Source organism: Streptomyces sp. NPDC014894, assembly GCF_043080985.1.
Taxonomy (GTDB): Bacteria; Actinomycetota; Actinomycetes; order Streptomycetales; family Streptomycetaceae; genus Streptomyces.
The window spans coordinates 68,563-89,455 of record NZ_JBIBWD010000021.1 but is presented as its reverse complement, the minus strand read 5'-3'; the positions used below and the strand labels follow the sequence as shown (position 1 = coordinate 89,455).

Genomic DNA, 20,893 nt, shown 5'->3' with positions numbered 1-20,893 from the left:
GAGCAGGGTGAAAGACCATGAACGGCTTACGTGTGGCGACCATCGCCAGCCTGACCCCCCTCGAAGAGCTCGACCGGGAACCCTTCCTGGTCGACACCCGCAGCCAGCAGGCCATGTGCGCGCGCTGGGCGGCCGAGCACGGGCACACCGTCACCAGACAGCTGCTCCTCTACGGGCTGGACCCCGGCCACCGCGGACTGTGGGCCGATGTGGACGACGGGCAGGTCGATCTCTTCCTCGTCCCCACGGACCGGGTGCTCGCCCGGGCGCTGGCCTCGGTGCCCGACTTCCTCGCGGAGTGCGCCCGGCGCGGAGTCCCGCTGGAGACGGCCGGACACCCGGAGCCCGTGTACGACGCGGCCATGAAGGCGGACGTCCACCGCAGGCTCTCCATGCCGACCGCGGGCTACGACGGCTGCTGAGCCCCCTCCCGCACCGCACCGCCCCCTCCCGCACAGGCTGCCGCCCCGCCGTGATCCCCCGGCCGCTCCCGCCGCGCCCCCGCCGTGAGCCGAGCGCCGCCCCCGCCGCCGGGTCCGGTCGCGCCCGCCGCTGTGCCAGGCTGGACGTCCGATCCGGAAAGAGGTGGCAGGCGTGGCCGAGGGGCGATGGCGCAGGGCGGGAAGCACCGTGCTGCGGGTGGTCGTGGTGTGGGCGGTCTCCACCCTGACGATGCTGGCGCTCGCCGGGGCGCTGCCGGACTTCCGGCTCCAGTCCCCCGGCGGGGACAGCGTCACCCGCACCGCCCTGACCGCCGCCTGGGGCGCGGGCGCCTTCGGCCTGCTCACCGCGCTGGTGTGGCCGCTCGTGGTGCGGGCCCTGCTCCTGGTGCCCGCCCTCGTCCTCGGCGTGCTGGTCTTCTTCCTCAACGGCTCCCTGCTGCTGCTCGCCCTCTGGCTGATCCCCGACGGACGCGGCGACGCGGCCCCCGAGACCGCCGTCGTCGTCGCCGCGGTGATGTCCGCCGTCGCCTCGGCGACCTCCACCGCCCTCGCCGTCCGCGACGACAACGCCTACCGCCGCCGGCTCTCCCGGCTCGCCACCCGCCGCCGGCGCCGGGCCGGCGACGACGACGCGCCCGGCCGCTGCCCCGGAATCCTCTTCCTCCAGCTCGACGGCGTCGGCCACGAGGTCCTGCTGCGCGCCGTGAAGGACGGAGTGATGCCGACCGTCGGCGAGTGGCTCGACCGGACCCACCGGCTCACCCCCTGGCGCACCGACTGGTCCAGCCAGACCGGGGCCAGCCAGCTCGGCATCCTCCACGGCTCCAACCACGATGTGCCCGCCTTCCGCTGGTACGAGAAGGACCGGGGCCAGTTCATGGTCAGCAACCGGCCCGCCGGAGCCGTCGAACTCCAGCGCCGCGCCATCGAGCGCACCGGCGACGGCGGGCTGCTCACCTACGACGGGGCCAGCCGCGGCAATCTCTTCAGCGGCGGGGCCGACCAGGTCGCCCTCGTCCTGTCCGTCTCCACCCGGCGCGGCCGGGCCAACCGCTCCCGCGCCGGGTACTTCGCCTACTTCTCCGACCCCGCCAACGCCGTCCGCACCGCCGTCTCCTTCACCGCCGAGGTGGCCCGCGAGGTGGGCCAGTCCGTCCGGGCCCGGCTGCGCGGCGACGGACCGAGGGTCTCCCGGGGCGGGCTCTACCCCTTCATCCGGGCCTTCGCCACCGTCGTCTCGCGCGATGTCGTCGTCGCCGCCGTGATCGGCGACATGCTCGCCGGACGCACCGCCGTCTACGCCGATCTCGTCGCCTACGACGAGGTCGCCCACCACTCCGGCCCGCACAGCGCGGACGCCGCCCAGGTCCTCGCCTCCCTGGACCGATCGCTCGCCCTGATCGCCAAGGCCGCCGAGCACGCGCCCCGGGAGTACCGGATCGTGCTGCTCTCCGACCACGGGCAGAGCCCGGGCGAGACCTTCCAGGGCGCGTACGGGCTCAGCCTCAAGGACCTCGTACGGGCGGGCTGCGGGCTGCCGGTGTCGCGCCGGGCCGAGCGCTCCGCGTGCGGCGCGGAGGCCCGGGACGCGGCGCGCGACGCCCTGCGCAGCGCGCTGCACCGGCGGCGGGAGAAGGGCGAGCCGCTGATCGAGACCGGTTCCGGATCCGATCCGATCGTCCTCGCCTCGGGCAATCTCGGGCTGATCTCCTTCCCCGACGAGCCCGGCCGGCTCAGCCGGGAGCAGATCGAGGCCCGTCACCCCGCGCTGCTCAGCACCCTCGCCAACCATCCCGGCATCGGATTCCTGCTGGTCCGCAGCGAGAAGCACGGCTCCGTGGTGATCGGCGCGGGCGGGGTGGAGGCGCCGGTCGCCGAGCTGGCCGACGACGGTCCGCTCGCGGGCTTCGGCGCGGGCGCGGCCGACGCCGTACGGCGCACCGACTCCTTCCCGCATGTCGCGGACATCATGGTCAACTCGATGTACGACCCGGCCACCGGCCGGGTGCACGCCTTCGAGGAGCAGATCGGCTCGCACGGCGGACTCGGCGGGGAGCAGGCACAGCCCTTCCTGCTCTCGCCCGTGGAGCTGTCCGAGCCCGTCGAGGCGGGCGGGGAACTCGTCGGGGCCGAGCGGATCCACCGGGTGCTGCGGCACTGGCTCCGCGAGTGCACGGGCCCCGAGGTGCCCGTGGCGGAGGTCGGGCCGAGACCCGGCCGGGCCTCCTCCGGACCCCGGGGCGGCGTCGGGGCGAACGCCGAAATGCCCTGAGCCGCCGCCCCGCCGCCCCGCCGCCGCCCCGCCGCCGGTCAGGCCAGCGCGGCGAGCTGCCGGGCCAGCGTCCGCGTCGACCGGAACGTCGCCCCGAGCAGCGCCACATGCTTCCAGTGCAGGGTGCCGTCGGCGGCGACCACGAACACCGCCCGGCGCAGCCCGATCCCCGGAGCCGTGACCCCGAAGGCCCGGGCCGCCGCCCGGTCGGCGTCGGCGAGCAGCGGCATCCGCAGACCGTGCCGCCGGGCGAACGCCTCATGGCTGTCCACGTCCTGGGGGCTGATGCCCCAGACCTCGGCCCCGCAGTCGGTGAAGGTCTCCAGCCCGCTGGAGTAGGCGCAGAGCTGTTTGGTGCAGACGCTGGTGTCGTCCCCCGGGTAGAAGGCGAGAACGAGCGGCCGCCCCCGGTGCTCGCTCAGGGTGAAGTCCCGCCGTTCGAACACACCGTCGGCGAGTACGCCTCCGGGGAGGGTGAAGTCGGGGACGGGCTGTCCGGTCCCAGGTGCTGCCGGCAAGGGAACTCCCGTGGTGAGGTGGGTCGTCGAGGCGCTGCGGGCTCCCGGTCCGCCCGGGCCCCGCTCCATCATCCGCCGCGCCCTCTCCGTATCCCCTCCCGCCCCTCCGTACCCGCGCCCGCGTCTTCCGCCCGCGCGGTCCCGGTCCCGGTGCCGGTCCCGGTGCCGGTCCGTCCGTACACGTACGCCGGTCCGTACGCGTGCGCCCGGCCTCTGCGCGTACCCCGCCCCTCCGTACGTGCCGCCCCGCGGCATTACCTCCGGTGTAATCGACCGGCCCCGCCCCCTGCCGCAGTCTGGTGCCACCGGAACCCGGGCGGCGCACTCCGCCCGGGCTCCGGCCCCCGCCCGGACCCGTCGCCGATGGAGGCTGACCCGCCATGACCGCCACTCTGATCGCCGGTATCGCCCGCACCACCGATCCCCGGGCCATGCTGCGCCGCTTCCTCGCCCTCGACGCCGTCGTCACCGGCGTCAACGGAATCGCCTACCTCGCCGCCCCCGGACCGCTCGGCCGGCTGCTCGGGGTCGACGAGAGCGTCCTGCTGATCGTCGGCGCGTTCATCGCCGTGTACGGGGCCGCCGTCGGCCTGCTCGCCGCCCGGCCCCGGCCCGCCGCGCTCGCGGTGAAGGCCGTCGTCGACGTCAATCTCGTCTACGCGGTCCTCAGCCTCTTCGCCCTGGCGCTCTGGCTCGACCCGACCGTCGCGGGCGCGGTCTGGATCCCGCTCCAGGCGGCGGTCGTCGCCGGGTTCGCCCTCCTCCAGTTCGCCGCGCTGGGCGCCCGTACTAGGCCGTGAGGGACTGGAGATACGCGACGGTCGCCGGATCGGCCGGCAGGAAGGTCTCGATGGCCAGCTCGGCGACCGTCACATCCATCGGCGTGTTGAACGTCGAGACGGACGACACGAACGACAGCGTCCGCCCCCCGTGCTCGACCACCATCGGCAGCGCGAAGTAGGGGTAGTGGTCCGAGGGATCCAGGGCCGGCCCGTCGCCCCCGCTCGGCACGGGATAGGCGGCGACCTCGTGATACAGCTCCCGCAGCGCCTCGGAACGGTCCAGGGCGATCTGACGCTCCATCTGGTGCAGCAGATGGCCCCGCCACTCCGGCAGATTGCGGATGCGCGAGGCCAGCCCCTCGGGGTGCAGCGTGATCCGCATCGCGTTCAGCGGCGGCGCCAGCAGACGTTCGGGCAGCCCCTCCATCAGCATCGCGATGCCCCGGTTCGCCGCGACCACGTTGTACAGACCGTCCATGACCAGCGCCGGATAGGGCTCATAGCCCACCAGCAGCCGCTCCATCCCCTCCCGGAGCGCCTCCAGCTGCGGATCGCCGAGGGAGGTCTCCGTGTACCGGGGCGCGTAACCGGCCGCCAGCAGCAGGGAATTGCGCTCCCGTACGGGGATGTCGAGGTGCTCGGCCAGCTTCAGCACCATCTCCTCGCTCGGGCGGGAGCGGCCGGTCTCGACAAAGCTGATGTGGCGCGCCGAGGAGTCGGCGCGCAGGGCCAGCTCCAGCTGGCTCACCCGTCGCCGCTGCCGCCAGTCGCGCAGCAGGGGCCCGATGCCGGTACGGGATGCAACAGTCGTCATACCCAGACCGTAGTACGGTCCGCCCGCACCGGCCCCCGCCGCCCGCTCACTCCTGCCAGTCCCGGGCGCCGGGCAGCAGGGCCGCGAGGGCGGCGTCCACGTCGAGGGCCCGCGACTCCAGCTCGGCGGGGACGGCGGCGTACGCGTGGAGCAGGAAGCGCCGCAGCCTGCCGGTGGCGAACCGGAGCAGCGCCACCCCGTACGGCGAGCGCAGCTCCACCGTCGTGCGGGCGCGGCCGCAGGGGCGGATCAGCACATCGCCCCGGCCGGCCGGGGCGAGCAGCCCCGAGGCCAGCAGATCGCGGGCGAACACCCAGGTCACGCTGGTGCCGTGGAGGGAGGCGGCGGCGGGGAAGGTCATCCGTACCGCCAGCGGGTCGTCGGCGCTGTAGACCAGACGGACCGTCATGGGGTCGACGGGCGGGACGGCGTTGACGAGGTGGGCCGGGATCGACTGTTCGACAGTGCTTAACACGAGCCGCTCCTCTGCTGCGGGTTCAACTCCTCGTCTCTAAGACGTGTGCCGGAGCCCGGTCGGAGCACACCGGCCGCCATCAACTAGTGTGATGTGCGTCACATCACCTTGTCGTCGCGGGCCATCACGGGCCGTCACGCGGATCCGGCCCGGGCGTTCCCGCGCCGGCCGCGGCGATCTCCCGCTCCCGCGCCGTCAGCGGCGGCGCGGTCAGCGGCGCCCGGCCCGGCCCGCGCAGCGCCGCCACCACCACATCCGGGTGCAGCCAGGACGACGCGGGCTCCGACATGGTGATCACCCCGATATAGGCCCGGGCGAGCAGGGCCCGGCCCGTCGCCGCGCGGGCCAGCCGGTCGGCGTAACGATTCACCAGCGCCGAACCCGGCCCCGGCCGGTCGCCCACGGCGTCCGGATAGAGGATGTCCAGCGAGGCCGCCAGATCCCAGGCCACCCCGACCGGGCGGCCGATCGCGCGCTGCGCCCGGCGGCCGAGCCCCGGCTCGTCCAGCCGGCGGCCGCTCAGCGTCCGCCGCAGCTCCACCAGCCCCTGCGCGGCCACGCTCATGCCCTGCGCGTACACCGGGTTGTAGGTGGCCACCGAGTCGCCGACCGCGACGAAGCCGTCCGGCCACCGGGCGGCCCGCTCGAAGTACCGTCTGCGGTTCACCGTGCTGCGGGTCAGCGCCACCTCGTCCGAGAGCGGGACGGCCCCGGAGATCAGCTCGCCGACCACCGGATGGCGCACCGCCGAGCGGGCGAACCGCTCGAACCCCGCCGGATCCGCCGGGGGTTCGCCGCCCCGGGTCCCCGAGAGCGTCACCAGCCAGCGGCCGCCCTCGATCGGCACCAGCGTCGCCGTCCGGCCCGGCACCGGGGCGCCGGGATCGGACTGGACGTTGACGACGGGGAACTCCGCGCTGTCCGCCGGGGCCCGGTACAGCCGTGTCGCGTACACCAGACCCGAGTCGACCCGGCCCTCCTCGATCCCGGTGATCCCCAGCCCGCCGAGCCAGTTCACCGCCCGCGAGCCCCGGCCGGAGGCGTCCACGACGAGATCGGCGGCCAGGGTCAGCTCCCGCCCGTCCGGGCCGTCCACCCGCACCCCGGTCACCCGCCGCGCCGTCCCCTCCAGGGACCGGGCCGCCCACCCCTGCATCAGGGTGACCGCCGGCCGCCGCAGCACCTCCTCCCGCACCACCCAGTCCAGCAGATCGCGGCTGCACGCGACCATGAACTGCATCTCCGGCCAGCGCCGCAGCCAGCCCTGCGCCGAGAGCGTCACCAGCCCCGTCGGCAGCGGCACCCGGCGCGCCCCGGCCGCCAGCCAGCGCCCGGTGACGCCCGGCAGCAGCTCCTCGCAGGCACGGGCCCCGCCGGACCAGAGCAGATGCGCGTGGCGCGCCTGCGGCAGCGAGGTGCGCGGCTCGGGGCCCGCCGGCAGGGTGTCCCGTTCGACGACGGTGATCTCGTCGGCGAGACCGTCCAGGGCCGCGGCGGCGAGCGTGCCGGCCAGCCCGCCGCCGATGACCACGGCGCGGCGGAGGGGGGCGGCGGGGGAACCGGTGGGACGGGGGCGGGTCATAGGGCGGGGGTCTCCGCGTTCTGTGAGGGGACGGGGCCGGGCGCGGCGGGCGAGGGGCCTGGGCCGGGAGCCGGGGGCGGGAGGAGCGGGCCTGAGCCGGGGGCCGGGGGTGGAAGGGCCGGGCTCGTGCCGGGGGCCGCTGCGGGGAGGCCGGGGCCTGGTCCGGGGGCCGGGGGCGGGAGGCCGGGGTCCGGTCCCGTCGGCGGGAACGCCGAATCCGGCGCCGGCGGAAGGACGACCGGACCCGGTGCCGCCGCTGGGGCGATCGGACCCGGTGCCGTCGCTGGGACGACCGGGCCCGGTGCCGTCGCTGGGACGACCGGGCCGTGCGCCGTCGGCGGGCGGGCCCGGTCCGGCGCCGGGGAGACCTCGCCGCTCCCGCCCGCCGGGGCGCGGGCGCCCGGCTCCCGGCCACGGGGACCGGACCGGCCGACGGAGCCGGCGAACCGGGCCGGGTTCAGCGCCAGGGACAGCCGCACCAGCCGGTCGCGCCCCGGTGTGAGCGCGGCCGTCAGCTCGCGCGCGCCGGCCTGGACATGCTCGTCCTCCTCGGGCGGCGGACGCCCGCCGCCCCGGGCCGCCACCGCCGCCGCCACCATCGCGGCGACGCCCGCGTCGCGCGCCCGCGCGTCCGGCGCACCGCCGGCGAGAGCCGCCTCCAGGGCCCGCCGCCGGACCCGGTCGTCCAGATACGGCTGGAGCCGGAGCAGCTCGTCGTGGATCACCGTCTCCCGCACCGTCAGCCGCAGCCCCGCCGGGGCCCACCAGGGAATCCTCGGCAGCGGTGAGTGCGGGCCCGGGGCGGCGCGCAGATGGCGCGCCAGCGCGCCCAGCCGCGTGTACGTCCGCCAGCCGCGCCGGACGCCGGTCAGCCGGGGCCCCAGCAGCGGCAGCAGAAAGCCCACCGTGATGATCATCCCGCCGAGGCTCGCCGTCGGCGGGGCGATCGACGTGCTGAGCGCGTCCCAGTCCCGGCCGGTCCACCGCGCCACCACCGCCGCCAGCTTGAACAGACCGAAGAACAGATTGAGCACCAGCCCGAGGACCAGCACCAGCAGGCCGAACCGCAGCCACTGCGCCACCGCCCGCGCCCACCGCAGACACATCACGGTGGTCACCGCCGCGGAGGCGATGTGCACCACCAGATAGGTGACGATCATCTCGCGGATGTACGGGGTGTTCGCGTAGAACGTGTCGAGGTCCCGCAGCCGCTCCTCGGGCGCGTCGCCCAGCACGAAGAGGACGGGCAGCGCGGCGACGACCGCCCCGTACACCGTGATCCACCGGCGCGAGCTGCGCCGGACCCGCTCGGCCGGCCCGCCGCGCCAGTTGACGATGAGCACCAGACAGGCGCAGCTGAAGGTGCCCAGCACGCAGTACACCAGCGGGGCCGAGACATTGGGGACGCCGGTGATCCGATTGACCTCGGCGATGGTGGGCGGCGCGGCGAAGAGGAAGCAGGCGGCCCCGGTGAGCAGGAGGAACAGCACGGAGCGCACCAGCGGATCGCGGGGATCACGGCGCAGCGCGGGCAGTTTGGCGGCGAACGCGATCCCGAGCGCGATGGCGGGGATGTAGTAGTCGCTGTTGCGCATGGTCGCTCAGCCCTGGCGGTGTCCGAGGGAGTCCTGAATGCGCTGGGCGACCGGGCTGCGCGGGGCCGCGCCGGGCGACCGCTCCAGCCATCTGCGCAGATGGGCCCCCAGCTCCAGACCGAAGGTCTCCGCCTCGGCCTCCTGCGCCTGCCGGAAGTCGGTACGGGCCGCCAGATGCTGGACGGCGCTCTCCAGCTCCCCGGCGGCCTCGCCCGCGGCCCGTTCGTCCGGGCCCCCTTCCGGGCCGGTCTCCGGCGCGCCCCCGGCCATCAGCCGGGCCGCGGCCGCCGCGCCCGCGGGCCCCGAACGCGCCGCTGCCGCCGGGCCGCTGTCGTGGTGCCCGGTGTGCCCCGCCACCATGTGCCAGACCTCGTGCCCGAAGATGATCAGCTGATGGACGGGATGGGTGTTCGCCTGCACACAGATGACGTCCCGGTCCGTCATGTCCAGGTAGAGCCCGCTCGCGGTCTGCGGCGGAAAGTCCACGAAACGCAGGATCACCGGCCTGCCCCGGGCCGTGCCCAGCCGCGCGCAGAGCGCGGCGAACACCTCGTCGGGGCCGTTCGGGGCGGCCTGTTCGAGAGCTCGCGCGAGGTCGTCACGGAGCTGGCGCATGGCGCTCCTGGTGCCCACTGCACTCTCCCCGGTCGGTCGGCGGCTCAGCCTGGCACCACACCGTACAGACGGTTCGGTGCGCGGTCTCGGGGCGTCGGCGCGGTGGTGAGTTTTCCGGACAGGCTCAGGGCGTGTCAGCCATGCGCCGGTACGGGGGCGGGGTGCCCTCGGCCCGGAGAGTGCGCCGGTTGAGACTGTAATGGTCATGCCGACCCCACCCCCCGCCCCGACCCGCGCGCACCCCCGCGCCTCGGGCCGACCCACCGCACCTTTGGCGGAATCCTGACGGGTGCCCACCACCGGCGGGAACCGACCACCCCCGCACGACGTCGCAGGCCCGGGCCGGACCTGGGCTTCCGGCGGGGCGAGGACGCCGGGGCCCTCCTCCTCCGGCCGGGGTCGGGGGGCGGGCGGGGCGGCCGCGGCCCTGAGCCAGCCGTCCGCCGCCCCGCGCGGGGCGGGGCGGGACCTGGGCGGACGGACGCTCGGCCCGGCCCGGGCCCCCTCGGCCCCGGCCGTGCTCAGGCCCCCGAGAGGGTCGCCCGGCGGGCCGCCTCCTGGACCAGGGGGGAGGTGCGCAGGGCCACGGACATGCGGACGAGGTCGTCGGCGCGGGTGGAGGGCTGGACGGAGGAGCCGTCGCCGGTCGGGGAGGTCCGGCCGGGGTCGGCCTCGTGGGCGCGGCCCGCGGCGGCGATCATCGCGGCGTCGGCGAGGATCTCCGCCTCGTCGGGCGGGTGCCCCTGCGCCAGGGCGCGGGCGAGGACCTCCTCGCGCACCGCCCCGTCGAAGTACGGGCGGAGGCTGATGATCCCGTCGTGGATCGCCGCCTCCCGCCGGATGAGCCGCAGCTCCAGGGAGGCCCAGGGCCCGATCGTCACACCGGGCGCGCCGCCGCCCGCCGCGTCGTTGAGCCTGCTGGCCAGCGGGCCGAGCCGGCGGTAGCGCACGGCGGTGCGCCAGCCGATGCCGAGCCGCTGGGTCACCAGCGGCAGCACGAATCCGCCGCCGATGAGCGGCGCGGCCAGCGAGGCCAGCGGCGGGGCCGCTCGGGTGCTGAGCCAGTCCCAGTCCTCGTCCGCCCAGCGGGCCGCGACCGCGACGAGCTTGGTGCCGTCGAAGCCGAGATTGAGCAGATAGCCGATGACGATCAGGACCAGACCGGCGCGCAGCTCACCGGTCACCCGCCGGGACCAGTGCCAGCACAGGGCCGCCGTCACCACCGCGGCCATCGTGTGCGCCAGCAGATAGAGCACGATCATCTCGCGGATGAACGGGGTGTTCGCGTAATGGGTGTCGAAGTCCCGCAGCCGCTCCTCGGACGCGTCCCCGAGGACGAAGAGCGTGTTCAGCGCCACGATCACCGTCCCGTAGACGATGACGCAGAGCCGGGACGCGCGCCGGGTCCGCTCGGTGGTGCCCCCGCGCCAGATGATGATCAGTACGAGGCAGGCGCCGCTGAAGGCGGTGAGCACGCTGTAGACCACCGGGGCGGCGAGATTGGGCACGCCGCTGACCCGGTTGATCGCCGCGATGGTGGGCACCGCCGCGAGCAGGAAGACCAGACTGGCCATCAGCAGCAGCCCGCACACGGCCCCCAGCAGGATGTCGTGACGATTGCGGCACAGCGCGGGCAGCTTCAGCAGGAAGGCCGCGAAGAGCATCCCCGCCGGAATGATCATGCCCAGGTCACCCATGGCGCACCGGCCTTCAGCGGGCCCGGGAGGAACGGGGCGCGGCGAGCGCGCCCCGGCGTCCCAGGGAGGTCTGGATCCGGTCGGCGACCCCGCCCGCCCCAAGCGCTGCGCCGCTCTCCAGCAGCGGCCGCAGCTCGGTGCCGAGCATCAGCCCGAACAGCTCGGCCGCGCGCTCCTCCGAGCCCGCGAAGTCCGAGCGGGCGGCGGCGTCCGCGATCACCTCGCGCAGCGCCGAACCGCCCGGCGGCCCCTGGGCGGGGACCAGGGCGCGGGCGGCCGCGGCCGCCCCGTCCGCGTGCCCGCCGTGGTGCCCGGCGTGCATGTGCCAGATCTCATGGCCAGTGATCACCAGCTGATGCTGCGGCGGCACACTGTCCTCCACGACGATCAGATCGTGATCGCCCCGGTCGGCCCAGAGCCCGCTCACCGTCCCCGGCGGGAAGTGCAGAAAGACGATACGGACCTCACGCCGCCGCAGCGCGCTCAGCGCCGAGGCGAGCGCCGTGAAGACCAGCCGGGGCTCGTCGGGCACACAGAGCCGCAGACTTCTCGCCAATCGCGCGCACAGTCGGCGCATCTCCCTGCTTCTGCCGCACACAGCACCCCACCCCGTCCGACCCCGTCCCCGACGGAAGCCCACCGGAGCCCACCGTCCTGTAATCGCCCCTGGTGCCGCAGCACTTCGGGAGAGTTCCCCTGCGCAACCGTACTTCGTACATGTGTGCCCCGTGCACGACGGTCTCCCAAGTCGTCGTCCCCGGGCCACCCTCCGGACACCCTCAGGCTCCGGCACGGTAAGAGCCTGAGGGGGGTGCGTAAGCCGTGATCCGCCGTACGGGCAGGCGAACACGGCAAAACGCCCCCCACAGGCCGGGCACAGCCTCCACCGGCCGGCCCTGTCCGCACGCCCGCGCCCGCGCGGCCCGGGAGCCCCCGCCCGGTACGACCCGGCCCGCCGCCCCGGGGTGCGGCGGGCCGCCCCGCGACGCACCATGGCCGCATGGCCCCCGACGACCCGCCCGGCCAGAGCCCCCCGCTCGCCCGGCTCGCCGACGTCTCCCGGGACGTGGCCGCCGCCTCCGCGCGCTCACGGAAGACCGCCCTGCTGGCCGACCTCTTCGCCGCCACCCGCCCCGAACACGTCGCCCTCGTCATCGCCTACCTCTCCGGCCGGCTGCCGCAGGGCCGCCCCGGCATCGGCTGGAGCCTGCTCCAGGACCCGCCGCCGCCCGCCCCCGCCGCCACCCTCACCGTCGCCGACGCCGACGCCGCGATCACCGGCATCGCCCGGCTCGGCGGCCCCGGCTCCCGGACGGCACGCCGACAGCTCCTGCACACGCTGATGGCCGCCGCGACCGCCGAAGAACAGCGCTTCCTCACCCGGCTGCTGCTCGGCGAGGTACGCCAGGGAGCCCTCGACGCCATCGCCCTCGAAGCCGCCGCCCGGGCCGCGGACGCCCCCGCCGACGCGGTCCGCCGGGCGGTCATGCTCGACGGATCCCTGCCCCGCGTCGCCACCGCCCTCCTGGCCGAGGGGCCCGCCGCGCTCGACCGCTTCCGCCTCACCGTCGGCACCCCCGTGCTCCCCATGCTCGCGCACACCGCCCGAACGGTCACCGACGCCGTACACGCCCTCGGCGCGCCCTGCGCCGTCGAGGAGAAACTCGACGGCATCCGCGTCCAGGTCCACCGCGACGGCGACCGGATCCGGATCTGGACCCGCTCGCTCGACGACATCACCGACCGGCTGCCCGACATCGCCGAGGCCGTCCAGCGGCTCACCGGCGACCGCTTCATCCTCGACGGCGAGGTCATCGCGCTCGACCGCGACGGACGGCCCGTCCCCTTCCAGGAGATCGCCTCCCGGGTCGGCTCCCGCACCGACGTCGCGGCGGCCCGCGCCGCGCTCCCCCTCTCCCCGGTCTTCTTCGACGTCCTCGCCGCCGACGGGACGGAGACCCTCGACCTGCCCGCGGCCGACCGGCACACCGTCCTCGCCCGCCTCGTCCCCGAACCCCTGCGGGTCCGCCGCACCGTCGTCGCCGACCCCGCCGACCTCCCCGCGCTCGCCGCCGCCGAGGAGTTCATGGCCGCCACCCTCCGCCGGGGCCACGAAGGCGTCCTCGTCAAGGCGCTCGACGCGCCCTACGCGGCCGGCCGCCGCGGCCGCTCCTGGCTCAAGGTCAAACCCGTCCACACCCTCGACCTCGTCGTCCTCGCCGCCGAATGGGGACACGGACGGCGCACCGGACTGCTCTCCAACCTCCACCTCGGAGCGCGGAGCGACGACGGCGAGGGCTTCGTCATGCTCGGCAAGACCTTCAAGGGACTGACCGACGAGATGCTGCGCGCACAGACCGAACGGCTGCGCGCGCTCGCCGTGGACGACGACGGCCGCACCGTACGGGTCCGCCCCGAACTGGTCGTGGAGATCGCCTACGACGGACTCCAGCGCTCCACGCGCTACCCGGCCGGGATCACCCTGCGCTTCGCCCGCGTGCTGCGCCACCGCCCCGACAAGCCCGCCCACGAAGCCGACACCATCGGCCACATCCTCCACACCGCCCCCGCCACGAACCCCGACCGCCCGGCCCCGGACCGCTGACGCCGACCGCCCGGCCCCGGACCGCTGACGCCGACCGCCCGGCCCCGGACCGCTGACCCCGACCACCCGGCCCCGGACCGCTGACCCCGACCGCCCGCCCCCGGACCGTTGACCCCGCCCGTCCGCGCGGACGGGCGACGCTGAGGACCGCTTCCGGACACGGGGAGCGCGAGCCGACCGCTCGCGCCGGCGGTGCGAGAGCCCGCGGCACCACGCCCGGCGCCCGAGCCCGGGCCTCGGAGCGGCCCGCCGTTTCGTCCACGTACGGTACGAGCCTCGGCCGCCCGGCCCTCCGGAGGGCGCGTGCCGGACCCTCTCCCTCCCGGCCGGCGCGGTCGCCCTCGGCGCCGACGGGAGGCCTGCCCGTACGGGAGGCCCCGGCCCCGAAGGAGCGCGGGACGGACACCGCACCCCCTCCCCGGGCGACGCCCCCTCAGCCGCCCCGGACCACCTCGCCCGCCGCCTCCCGGGCGAAGGCCGTGAAGTCGCGCGGGGCGCGGCCCAGCACCCGGCGCACGTCGTCCGTCGTGGAGGCGTTGTGCCCGTCCATCAGCATGGCGAACAGCCGGGCGAGCCAGCTCGCGTCCGACTCCGAGAAGCCCAGCTCCGGCAGCATCCCGCGGAACTCGTCCTCGGACACCGGGACATAGCTCACCGGCCGGCCCGCGGCCGCGCCGATCTCCGCCGCCGCCTCGTCGAAGGTCAGCAGCCGCGGGCCGGTCACCTCGTAGACGCTCCCCGCGTGCCCCTCCTCGGTGAGGGCCGCCGTCACGACGTCGGCCAGGTCCTCCAGATCGATGAACGGCTCCGCCGTCGACCCCGCGGGGAAGGGGATCCGCCCCTGGGCCACCCCCTCCGCGAGCGCCCCCTCGGAGAAGTTCTGCGCGAAGAACGCGGCCCGAACGACCGTCAGATCCACCCCCGCGTCCCGCAGCGCGCTCTCCGCCGCCTCCGCCTCCGGCTCCCCGCGCCCCGACAGCAGCACCAGCCGCCGCACCCCGGCGTCCGCCGCCGCCCGGCCGAAGGCGCGCATCGCCTCCACGGCCCCCGGATACGCCAGATCCGGGTAGTACGCCACATAGGCCGCGTCCGCCCCGCTCAGCGCCGGAGCCCAGGTGGCCGGGGACTCCCAGTCGAAGACCGTCCCGCCCGGGCCCTCGCCCCGGCGCGAACCCGCCCGCACCGTCGCGCCCCGCTCCAGGAGCCGCCGCGCCACCCGCCGGCCCGTCTTGCCCGTCGCCGCCGTCACCAACACCGTGTCCCGCTCCGTGTTCTCTGTCATGCCCCCAGACTCACCCACCCGCCGTGGACGATCCATGCTCCACAGGCTCATCCGCATACGCGTTCGTCTACGCTGGCCCCATGGACGCTCTCGCAGGACTCCTCGACGGACCACGCGCCCGCGACGCCTTCCTGCTGCGGATGGTGATGGAGCCGCCCTGGTCGGTACGGGTCGAGGACCGCGCCCCGCTCGCCCTGATGTGCCTCACCGCGGGCGAGGCCTGGATCGTCCCCGACACCGGCGAACCGGTCCTGATACGCCCCGGCGATGTGGCGATCGCCCGCGGCCCCGCCCCGTACACGATCGCCGACAGCCCCGGCACCGCGCCGCAGGCGCTGGCCGGACCGGGCGGCGTCTGCCGCAGCCTGCGCGGCGAACCGCTCATGGAGTCCATGAGCATGGGCGTCCGCACCTGGGGCAACGACCCCGACGGATCGGCCGACATACAGGTCGGCGCCTATCAGATGGAGGGCGAGGTCAGCGCACGGCTGCTGGACGTCCTGCCCCCGCTGATCCACCTCGCCGCCGACGACTGGAGCTGCCCGCTGCTGCCCTTCCTCGGCGACGAACTCGCCCGCGAGGAGCCCGGCCAGAGCGCCATGCTCGACCGGATGCTGGACCTCCTCCTCATCAGCGCGCTGCGCGCCTGGTTCGCCCGCCCCGAGGCGAGCGCCCCGCGCTGGTACCGCGCGCTGGGCGACCCCGTGGTGGGCCGGGCGCTGCGCCTGATGCAGGACGAGCCCGCCCACCCCTGGACCGTCGCCTCCCTCGCCGCCCGGTGCGGCGTCTCCCGGGCCCAGCTCGCCCGCCGCTTCCACGAACTCGCGGGCGAGCCGCCGATGACCCACCTCACCCGCTGGCGGCTCGACCTCGCCGCCGATCTGCTGCGCGCCTCGGACGACACCGTCGAGACGATCGCCCGCAAGGTCGGCTACAGCGGCTCGTTCGCGCTCAGCGCGGCCTTCAAACGGGTGCGCGGCATCAGCCCCCAGGAGCACCGCCTCGGCACCGTGTTGCGGAAACGGCAACCGGGTTCGCCATCTCGGCACCGACGGCCGAGCATGAGCACATGAGCCATCACCACGACGCCGGACGCCCGCAGCACCGCGGCGGCACCGGTCACACGGGGCACCACCACGACGCCGGACACCTGGACTGGGACGCCATGGGTCCCCATCTGGAGAGCAAGGCCGAGATCGAGAGCCCTCTCTACCGTCAGGCCGCCGCCTGGCTCGCCACCCTGGTCCCGGCGGACGGGGTCCGCCGGATCCTCGACGTCGGCAGCGGCCCCGGGGTGCTCACCACCCTGCTCGCCGAGGCCTTCCCGGCCGCCGAGGTGGTCGCCGTCGACGCCACCCCCCAGCTGCTGGAGCGGGCCCGGGCCCGGGCCGAGCGGGCCGGGATCGCCGACCGCTTCTCGGCCCTGCACGCCGAACTCCCCGGCGATCTGGACCGGCTCGGCCGGGCGGACCTGATCTGGGCGGGCAACGCCGTCCACCATCTGGGCGACCAGTCCGCCGCCCTCGCCGACCTCGGCGCGCTGCTGCGGCCCGGCGGTCTGCTCGCCGTGGTCGAGGGCGGGCTCCCCGCCCGCCGGCTGCCCCGCGACCTCGGCTTCGGACGGCCCGGTCTGGAGGCCCGGATGGACGCGGCCGGCGCCGAGTGGTTCACCGCGATGCGGGAGTCCCTGCCCGGCACCCGGCCCGTCGTCGAGGACTGGCGCGCGCTGCTGGCCGCCGCCGGGCTGACCCCGAGCGGCGCCCGCTCCTTCCTGCTCGACATCCCGGCCCCCGCCCCGGAGGCGGTGCGCGAGCAGCATGTCGAGTTCTTCGCCCGGGCGCGCGAGGGGATGGCGGAACAGCTCTCGGCCGAGGATCTGGCCGTACTGGACCGGCTGCTCGACCCCGGGGACCCCGAGGCGCTGAGGAACCGTACGGACACCTGTCTGCTCCTCGCCCACACGGTGCACGCCGCCCGCCGCTGACCCGTCCCGGCCGGCGCCCCGATCGCGACGGGGGCCGGCCGCCGGTCGGCCGGGGGCGGGTGCGGGCCGCCTCGCGACGGGCCGTCCGGAGGACGCGGGCGTCCGGTCAGGCCGGGTCGGCCGCGCAGGGCTCCAGCCGCCACTGCTGGGCGGGGGAGTCCGTGTCCTCCCACTGACGCACCCGCGCCCCCGGCCCCGTACCGCCGCCGTCCGCACCGCCGTCCTCGGCCTCCAGCAGCAGCCCGCTCACGAAGCTGACGACGGCGACGGTGCCCGGCGCGTCGACATGGCTCTCGATGATCCACTCCTGGGCGCCGAAGTTGTTGGCCCGCCACTGCTGGATCCGCGCGCCGTTCTCGGTGGAGGCGCCGGTGACATCGAGCCGTTTGCCGCTGGCGGCGTTGACGAAGTGGTGGAGGCCGCTGCCGCCCGGTACGGGCTCGATCAGCCACTGCTGGGCGGCCGCGCCGGTCTCGGCGGCCAGCTGGACGACGGCCCCGCTGCCCCGGGCCCCGCCGTACACCTCGAGGAGCAGCCCGCTGCCGACGTTGCGCACCAGATGCCGGCCCGGCCGGAATGCCCCGTTCAATTCCCTGTACTCCTCGTTCGGCGCTGTGACTCGTCGCCGGACGATCGTACGAGAGACGTCGAACGGGCCGTACGGAGCCCTCGCGCGGGCCGCCCGGCGCGGGGGATCGCGTACGGTCAGCGCCGCACCTGGACGACGAAGGGCGCGGAGGCGCGGCCGCCGCCGACGATCCGGAGGGTGTTGCGGCCCTGGATCCCGAGGCGGACGCGCATCCGGTAGGCCGACTCCCGGGTGAGGCTCATGGCGGCGGGGAGCGTCACCCAGCGTCTGCCCTGCCGCTGCTGGAGCGCGACCCGGGTGCCGGGCCGCAGCTCCTCGGCGGTTCCGTGGACGCGGAATCCCTGCCAGGCGCGGACGCCCGTCGCGGTGGCCCGGGCGGTGAGCGCCGGTCCGCCGCGCGGGCCCGGGGCGAGGCCCGCCGCCGTCGAGCGTCCCGCGCCGGGGGCCGGGTCCACGACGGCCATGGCCGTGCCCACGGCGCCGACCAGCAGTGCCGCGCCCGCGAGGGCGGTGGCGGTGGTCCGGGTGCCGCGCTCCATGACTGCCTCCAGCGGGTGGCCGATCTGGAGCGTCACGGTAGGCATACCGTCAGAAAATACTATGAGGCGGCGCGCGCAGGGAGCGCCGGAATACCACGCCCGGCCGTACCCGCCCGCCGTGACACGCCGCACCGCACCCCCGCACACCCGGCCCGCGCGGAGCCGGCGGCGCGAGCGCGCGCCGGCCTCAGACGACGTCGAAGACCGCCGGGTCCGGGCCCAGCCGCTTCCCCTCGTCCAGCGCCGCCAGCGCGGCCAGGTCGTCGGCGTCCAGCTCGAAGTCGAACACGTCCAGATTCTCCCGGATGCGGGAGGGCGTCACCGACTTGGGGATCACCACATGGCCGAGCTGGAGATGCCAGCGCAACACCGCCTGGGCCGGGGTCCGGCCGTGCTTGCGGGCGATCGCGATGACCGTCGGGACCTCCAGCAGCCCCCTGCCCTGGCCCAGCGGCGACCAGGCCTCGGTCACGATGCCGTGCTCGGCGTGGAAGGCCCGGGACGCGGACTGCTGCAACTGGGGGTGCAGCTCGATCTGATTCACCGCCGGCACCACCGACGTCTCGCCGATCAGCCGCTCCAGATGCTCCGGCAGGAAGTTCGACACCCCGATCGCCCCGGCCCGGCCGTCCGAGAGGATCTTCTCGAAGGCCCGGTAGGTGTCGACATACTCATCCCTCGACGGCATCGGCCAGTGGATCAGATACAGATCCACCCGGTCCAGGCCCAGCTTGCCGAGGGAGGCGTCGAAGGCGCGCAGCGTCGCGTCGTACCCCTGGGAGTCGTTCCACAGCTTGGTGGTGACGAAGAGATCCTCGCGAGGCACCCCGGAGGCGGCGATGGCACGGCCCGTGCCCGTCTCGTTCTCGTAGATCGCGGCGGTGTCGATACTGCGGTAGCCCGCCTCCAGGGCCGTGGCGACCGCCTGCGCGGCCTCGTCGTCGGGCACCTGCCACACGCCGAAGCCGAGCTGAGGCATCGCGACACCGTTGTTGAGGGTGATGGAGGGAACCTTGCTCACGGGGGGTCGGTCCTTACGTCGTCGGTTGTTCCTCCCATGGTCAACGATCAACGCCCGACGAGCATTCCCGGCCACCGCCGGCCGGGCGCGCGCCCCTCAGGGGTACAGCGCGTCGACCTCGGCCGCGTACGCCTCCTCGATCGCCCGCCGCCGCAGCTTCAGCGACGGGGTGAGCAGCCCCCGCTCCTCGCTGAAGGGGTGCGCCAGGATCCGGAACGTACGGATCGACTCCGGCCGCGACACCAGGGTGTTGGCCGCCACCACCGCGCGCCGGATCTCGGCTTCCAGCGCCGGGTCCCGCACCAGCCGCTCGGGCGGCGGCCGGGGCCGCCGCCGCATCGACAGCCAGTGGTCGACGGCCTCCTGGTCCAGGGTCACCAGCGCCGCCACGAACGGCCGGCCGTCCCCGACCACGAGGCACTGCGCCACCAGCGGATGCGATCGCACCCGCTCCTCCAGCCGTACGGGGGAGAGACTCTCGCCGCCCGAGGTCACCAGGATCTCCTTCTTCCGCCCGGTGATCGTCAGATAGCCGTCGCCGTCCAGCGACCCCAGATCCCCGGTCGCCAGCCAGCCGTCCCGCAGCACCGCCTCGGTGGCCCCCCGGTCGCCGACGTACCCCGAGAAGACGTGCCCGCCGTGCAGCCACACCTCGCCGTCCGCCGCCACATGCACCGTCGTCCCCGGAATCGGACGGCCGACCGTGCCGAACCGGGGGCGCTCCGGAGGGTTCGCCGTCGCCGCGCCCGTCGACTCGGTGAGCCCGTACCCCTCGAAGACCGTCACCCCCGCCCCCGCGAAGAAGAGCCCCAGCCGCCGGTCCAGGGCCGAGCCCCCGGACATCGCGTACCGCACCCGGCCGCCCATCGCCTCCCGCAGCTTCGTGTACACGGCCCGGTCGAAGAACTGATGGCGCATCCGCAGCCCCGCCGACGGCCCCGGGCCGAGCCCGAACGCCTGCTCCTCCCGGGCCTCGGCGTGCCGCACCGCCACCTCGACGGCCTTCTCGAACAGGACCGCCCGCCCCTCGCTCTCGGCCCGCCGCCGGGCCGCGTCGAAGATCCGCTCGAAGACGTACGGCACCGCGAGGAAGAACGTCGGCCGGAACGCCGCCAGGGCCGCCAGCAGCGCGCCCGTCCGCAGCACCGGCTGATGGCCGAACTTGACCCGGCCGCGCACCGCCGCCACCTCCACCATCCGGCCGAAGACATGCGCCAGCGGCAGGAAGAGCAGGGTCGCGGCCTCCTCGCCGGGCCGCGCGCGGAAGACCGGCGACCAGCGCCCGGCGACGGTGTCGGTCTCGAACATCAGATGGGCATGGGTGATCACACAGCCCCGGGGGCGGCCGGTGGTCCCGGAGGTGTAGATCACGGTGGCCGTGGAGTCCGGCGTCACCGCCCGCCGGTGCCGGTGCACCACCTCGTCGTCGATGTGCGCGCCGGCCGCGACCAGCTCCGCCACCGCCCCCGCGTCCAGCTGCCACAGCCGTTTCAGCAGCGGCAGCCGGTCGATCACCGAGCCGACCGTCATGACGTGGTCCTCGTGCTCGACCACACAGGCCGTCACCCCGGCGTCGTACAGCGTCCGGCGGACCTGCTCGGCGGAGGCCGTCGGATAGAGCGGCACCGACTGCGCGCCGACCGTCCAGATCGCGAAGTCGAAGAGCGTCCACTCGTACCGGGTACGGCACATCAGCGCGACCCGGTCGCCGAACCGCACCCCGTCGGCGAGCAGCCCCTTCGCCAGCGCGAGCACCTCGTCGCGGAAGTCCGCCGACGTCACGTCCCGCCAGCGGCCCGCCGCGTCGGCGCGCCCGAGGGCCACCCGGCCGGGGTCGCGCTCCGCGTGTTCGAAGACCGCGTCGGCGAGCCCGCCGACCAGCGGAGGCGCGTCCAGGGGAGGGACAGTGATCTCGCGCAAGGGCCCGCTCCTCCTGGTGCTCAACCCAGCGCCGCGACGCTATCCCACCCGTACGGCGGTCGCCGGAGCGCCGCCGGACCGCCGGGCGCGGGGCGTCGCATGAGGTCAGCGGCGGAAATCCGGTCACATACGGAAGGCCCGGACAGGGTTCTGACCGAGG

19 protein-coding genes are annotated in these 20,893 nt (G+C 75.3%); 6 read left to right on the top strand and 13 right to left on the bottom strand.

From position 1 onward, the window contains the following. Positions 1 to 17 precede the first annotated feature (17 nt). Entirely contained in the window at positions 18 to 422 is a 405-nt protein-coding gene (locus ACF089_RS33530) for a hypothetical protein (protein ID WP_392035174.1), read from the top strand. Positions 423 to 594: 172 nt separating this feature from the next. Then, positions 595 to 2,715, top strand: a complete 2,121-nt coding sequence (locus tag ACF089_RS33525) for an alkaline phosphatase family protein (protein ID WP_392035171.1) — start codon at positions 595 to 597, stop codon at positions 2,713 to 2,715. A gap of 38 nt (positions 2,716 to 2,753) precedes the next feature. On the opposite strand, the gene ACF089_RS33520 is transcribed toward ACF089_RS33525, so the two are convergent. After that, positions 2,754 to 3,233 carry a peroxiredoxin gene (locus ACF089_RS33520; protein WP_392035168.1) on the bottom strand — a complete coding sequence of 160 codons (480 nt, stop codon included), beginning with the start codon at positions 3,231 to 3,233 and terminating at the stop codon, positions 2,754 to 2,756. Positions 3,234 to 3,613: 380 nt separating this feature from the next. Here ACF089_RS33520 and ACF089_RS33515 point away from each other — a divergent pair, with 380 nt between their 5' ends. After that, a complete protein-coding gene (locus ACF089_RS33515; RefSeq protein WP_392035165.1) occupies positions 3,614 to 4,033 on the top strand; it encodes a hypothetical protein in 420 nt (139 codons plus the stop codon). On the opposite strand, the gene ACF089_RS33510 is transcribed toward ACF089_RS33515, so the two are convergent. The 7 genes from ACF089_RS33510 to ACF089_RS33480 all read right to left on the bottom strand — a co-directional run bounded on the left by ACF089_RS33510 (position 4,023) and on the right by ACF089_RS33480 (position 11,349). Further along, positions 4,023 to 4,829, bottom strand: a complete 807-nt coding sequence (locus ACF089_RS33510; protein ID WP_392035162.1) for a helix-turn-helix domain-containing protein — start codon at positions 4,827 to 4,829, stop codon at positions 4,023 to 4,025. The two genes, ACF089_RS33515 and ACF089_RS33510, sit on opposite strands and share 11 nt — an antisense overlap. A 46-nt stretch (positions 4,830 to 4,875) precedes the next feature. Beyond that, positions 4,876 to 5,304, bottom strand: a complete 429-nt coding sequence (locus tag ACF089_RS33505) for an SsgA family sporulation/cell division regulator (protein WP_392035159.1) — start codon at positions 5,302 to 5,304, stop codon at positions 4,876 to 4,878. Between the two features lie 124 nt (positions 5,305 to 5,428). Continuing rightward, positions 5,429 to 6,886 carry an FAD-dependent monooxygenase gene (locus tag ACF089_RS33500; RefSeq protein WP_392035156.1) on the bottom strand — a complete coding sequence of 486 codons (1,458 nt, stop codon included), beginning with the start codon at positions 6,884 to 6,886 and terminating at the stop codon, positions 5,429 to 5,431. Continuing rightward, positions 6,883 to 8,481, bottom strand: a complete 1,599-nt coding sequence (locus ACF089_RS33495) for an MAB_1171c family putative transporter (protein WP_392035153.1) — start codon at positions 8,479 to 8,481, stop codon at positions 6,883 to 6,885. Before ACF089_RS33495 ends, ACF089_RS33500 begins: the two co-directional genes overlap by 4 nt. 6 nt (positions 8,482 to 8,487) lie before the next feature. Further along, positions 8,488 to 9,096 carry a hypothetical protein gene (locus tag ACF089_RS33490; RefSeq protein ID WP_392035151.1) on the bottom strand — a complete coding sequence of 203 codons (609 nt, stop codon included), beginning with the start codon at positions 9,094 to 9,096 and terminating at the stop codon, positions 8,488 to 8,490. A 521-nt stretch (positions 9,097 to 9,617) separates the two neighbouring features. After that, on the bottom strand, positions 9,618 to 10,793 hold the full coding sequence (locus ACF089_RS33485) for an MAB_1171c family putative transporter (RefSeq protein ID WP_392035148.1): 1,176 nt from the start codon (positions 10,791 to 10,793) through the stop codon (positions 9,618 to 9,620). A 13-nt stretch (positions 10,794 to 10,806) separates the two neighbouring features. Next, the gene (locus ACF089_RS33480; RefSeq protein WP_392035145.1) at positions 10,807 to 11,349 is read right to left on the bottom strand and encodes a toxin-antitoxin system, toxin component; all 543 of its coding nucleotides are present in this window, start codon (positions 11,347 to 11,349) and stop codon (positions 10,807 to 10,809) included. Between the two features lie 444 nt (positions 11,350 to 11,793). Between ACF089_RS33480 and ACF089_RS33475 the strand changes: the two genes are divergently transcribed. Further along, the gene (locus ACF089_RS33475; RefSeq protein WP_392035142.1) at positions 11,794 to 13,398 is read left to right on the top strand and encodes an ATP-dependent DNA ligase; all 1,605 of its coding nucleotides are present in this window, start codon (positions 11,794 to 11,796) and stop codon (positions 13,396 to 13,398) included. A gap of 433 nt (positions 13,399 to 13,831) precedes the next feature. Here the strand turns inward: ACF089_RS33475 and ACF089_RS33470 are convergent, their stop codons facing one another. Beyond that, positions 13,832 to 14,680 carry an NAD(P)H-binding protein gene (locus ACF089_RS33470; RefSeq protein WP_392035139.1) on the bottom strand — a complete coding sequence of 283 codons (849 nt, stop codon included), beginning with the start codon at positions 14,678 to 14,680 and terminating at the stop codon, positions 13,832 to 13,834. A gap of 80 nt (positions 14,681 to 14,760) precedes the next feature. Between ACF089_RS33470 and ACF089_RS33465 the strand changes: the two genes are divergently transcribed. Both ACF089_RS33465 and ACF089_RS33460 read left to right on the top strand, forming a co-directional pair. After that, positions 14,761 to 15,753 carry a cupin domain-containing protein gene (locus ACF089_RS33465; RefSeq protein ID WP_392035136.1) on the top strand — a complete coding sequence of 331 codons (993 nt, stop codon included), beginning with the start codon at positions 14,761 to 14,763 and terminating at the stop codon, positions 15,751 to 15,753. Further along, complete coding sequence (locus ACF089_RS33460) at positions 15,750 to 16,664, top strand: class I SAM-dependent methyltransferase (protein WP_392035133.1); 915 nt, start codon at positions 15,750 to 15,752, stop codon at positions 16,662 to 16,664. The genes ACF089_RS33465 and ACF089_RS33460 overlap by 4 nt, the downstream gene beginning before the upstream one ends. A 106-nt stretch (positions 16,665 to 16,770) precedes the next feature. Here the strand turns inward: ACF089_RS33460 and ACF089_RS33455 are convergent, their stop codons facing one another. The 4 genes from ACF089_RS33455 to ACF089_RS33440 form a co-directional block, all read right to left on the bottom strand. Further along, entirely contained in the window at positions 16,771 to 17,253 is a 483-nt protein-coding gene (locus ACF089_RS33455; RefSeq protein WP_392035130.1) for an RICIN domain-containing protein, read from the bottom strand. Between the two features lie 116 nt (positions 17,254 to 17,369). Beyond that, positions 17,370 to 17,837: a hypothetical protein gene (locus ACF089_RS33450; RefSeq protein WP_392035127.1), complete on the bottom strand. Its 468-nt coding sequence runs from the start codon at positions 17,835 to 17,837 to the stop codon at positions 17,370 to 17,372. A gap of 142 nt (positions 17,838 to 17,979) precedes the next feature. Then, a complete protein-coding gene (locus ACF089_RS33445; protein ID WP_392035125.1) occupies positions 17,980 to 18,813 on the bottom strand; it encodes an aldo/keto reductase in 834 nt (277 codons plus the stop codon). 96 nt (positions 18,814 to 18,909) lie between these two features. Beyond that, positions 18,910 to 20,733, bottom strand: coding sequence for an AMP-dependent synthetase/ligase (locus ACF089_RS33440; RefSeq protein WP_392035122.1), 1,824 nt, complete (start codon positions 20,731 to 20,733; stop codon positions 18,910 to 18,912). Positions 20,734 to 20,893: the final 160 nt, after the last annotated feature.

Bases quoted from the DNA above. Each gene is read 5' to 3' on its own strand.
- ACF089_RS33530 (WP_392035174.1), top strand. From the start codon at position 18: ATGAACGGCTTACGTGTGGCGACCATCGCCAGCCTGACCCCCCTCGAA.
- ACF089_RS33515 (WP_392035165.1), top strand. From the start codon at position 3,614: ATGACCGCCACTCTGATCGCCGGTATCGCCCGCACCACCGATCCCCGG.
- ACF089_RS33510 (WP_392035162.1), bottom strand. From the start codon at position 4,829: ATGACGACTGTTGCATCCCGTACCGGCATCGGGCCCCTGCTGCGCGAC.
- ACF089_RS33500 (WP_392035156.1), bottom strand. From the start codon at position 6,886: ATGACCCGCCCCCGTCCCACCGGTTCCCCCGCCGCCCCCCTCCGCCGC.
- ACF089_RS33495 (WP_392035153.1), bottom strand. From the start codon at position 8,481: ATGCGCAACAGCGACTACTACATCCCCGCCATCGCGCTCGGGATCGCG.
- ACF089_RS33490 (WP_392035151.1), bottom strand. From the start codon at position 9,096: ATGCGCCAGCTCCGTGACGACCTCGCGCGAGCTCTCGAACAGGCCGCC.
- ACF089_RS33485 (WP_392035148.1), bottom strand. From the start codon at position 10,793: ATGGGTGACCTGGGCATGATCATTCCGGCGGGGATGCTCTTCGCGGCC.
- ACF089_RS33475 (WP_392035142.1), top strand. From the start codon at position 11,794: ATGGCCCCCGACGACCCGCCCGGCCAGAGCCCCCCGCTCGCCCGGCTC.
- ACF089_RS33470 (WP_392035139.1), bottom strand. From the start codon at position 14,680: ATGACAGAGAACACGGAGCGGGACACGGTGTTGGTGACGGCGGCGACG.
- ACF089_RS33465 (WP_392035136.1), top strand. From the start codon at position 14,761: ATGGACGCTCTCGCAGGACTCCTCGACGGACCACGCGCCCGCGACGCC.
- ACF089_RS33460 (WP_392035133.1), top strand. From the start codon at position 15,750: ATGAGCCATCACCACGACGCCGGACGCCCGCAGCACCGCGGCGGCACC.
- ACF089_RS33450 (WP_392035127.1), bottom strand. From the start codon at position 17,837: ATGCCTACCGTGACGCTCCAGATCGGCCACCCGCTGGAGGCAGTCATG.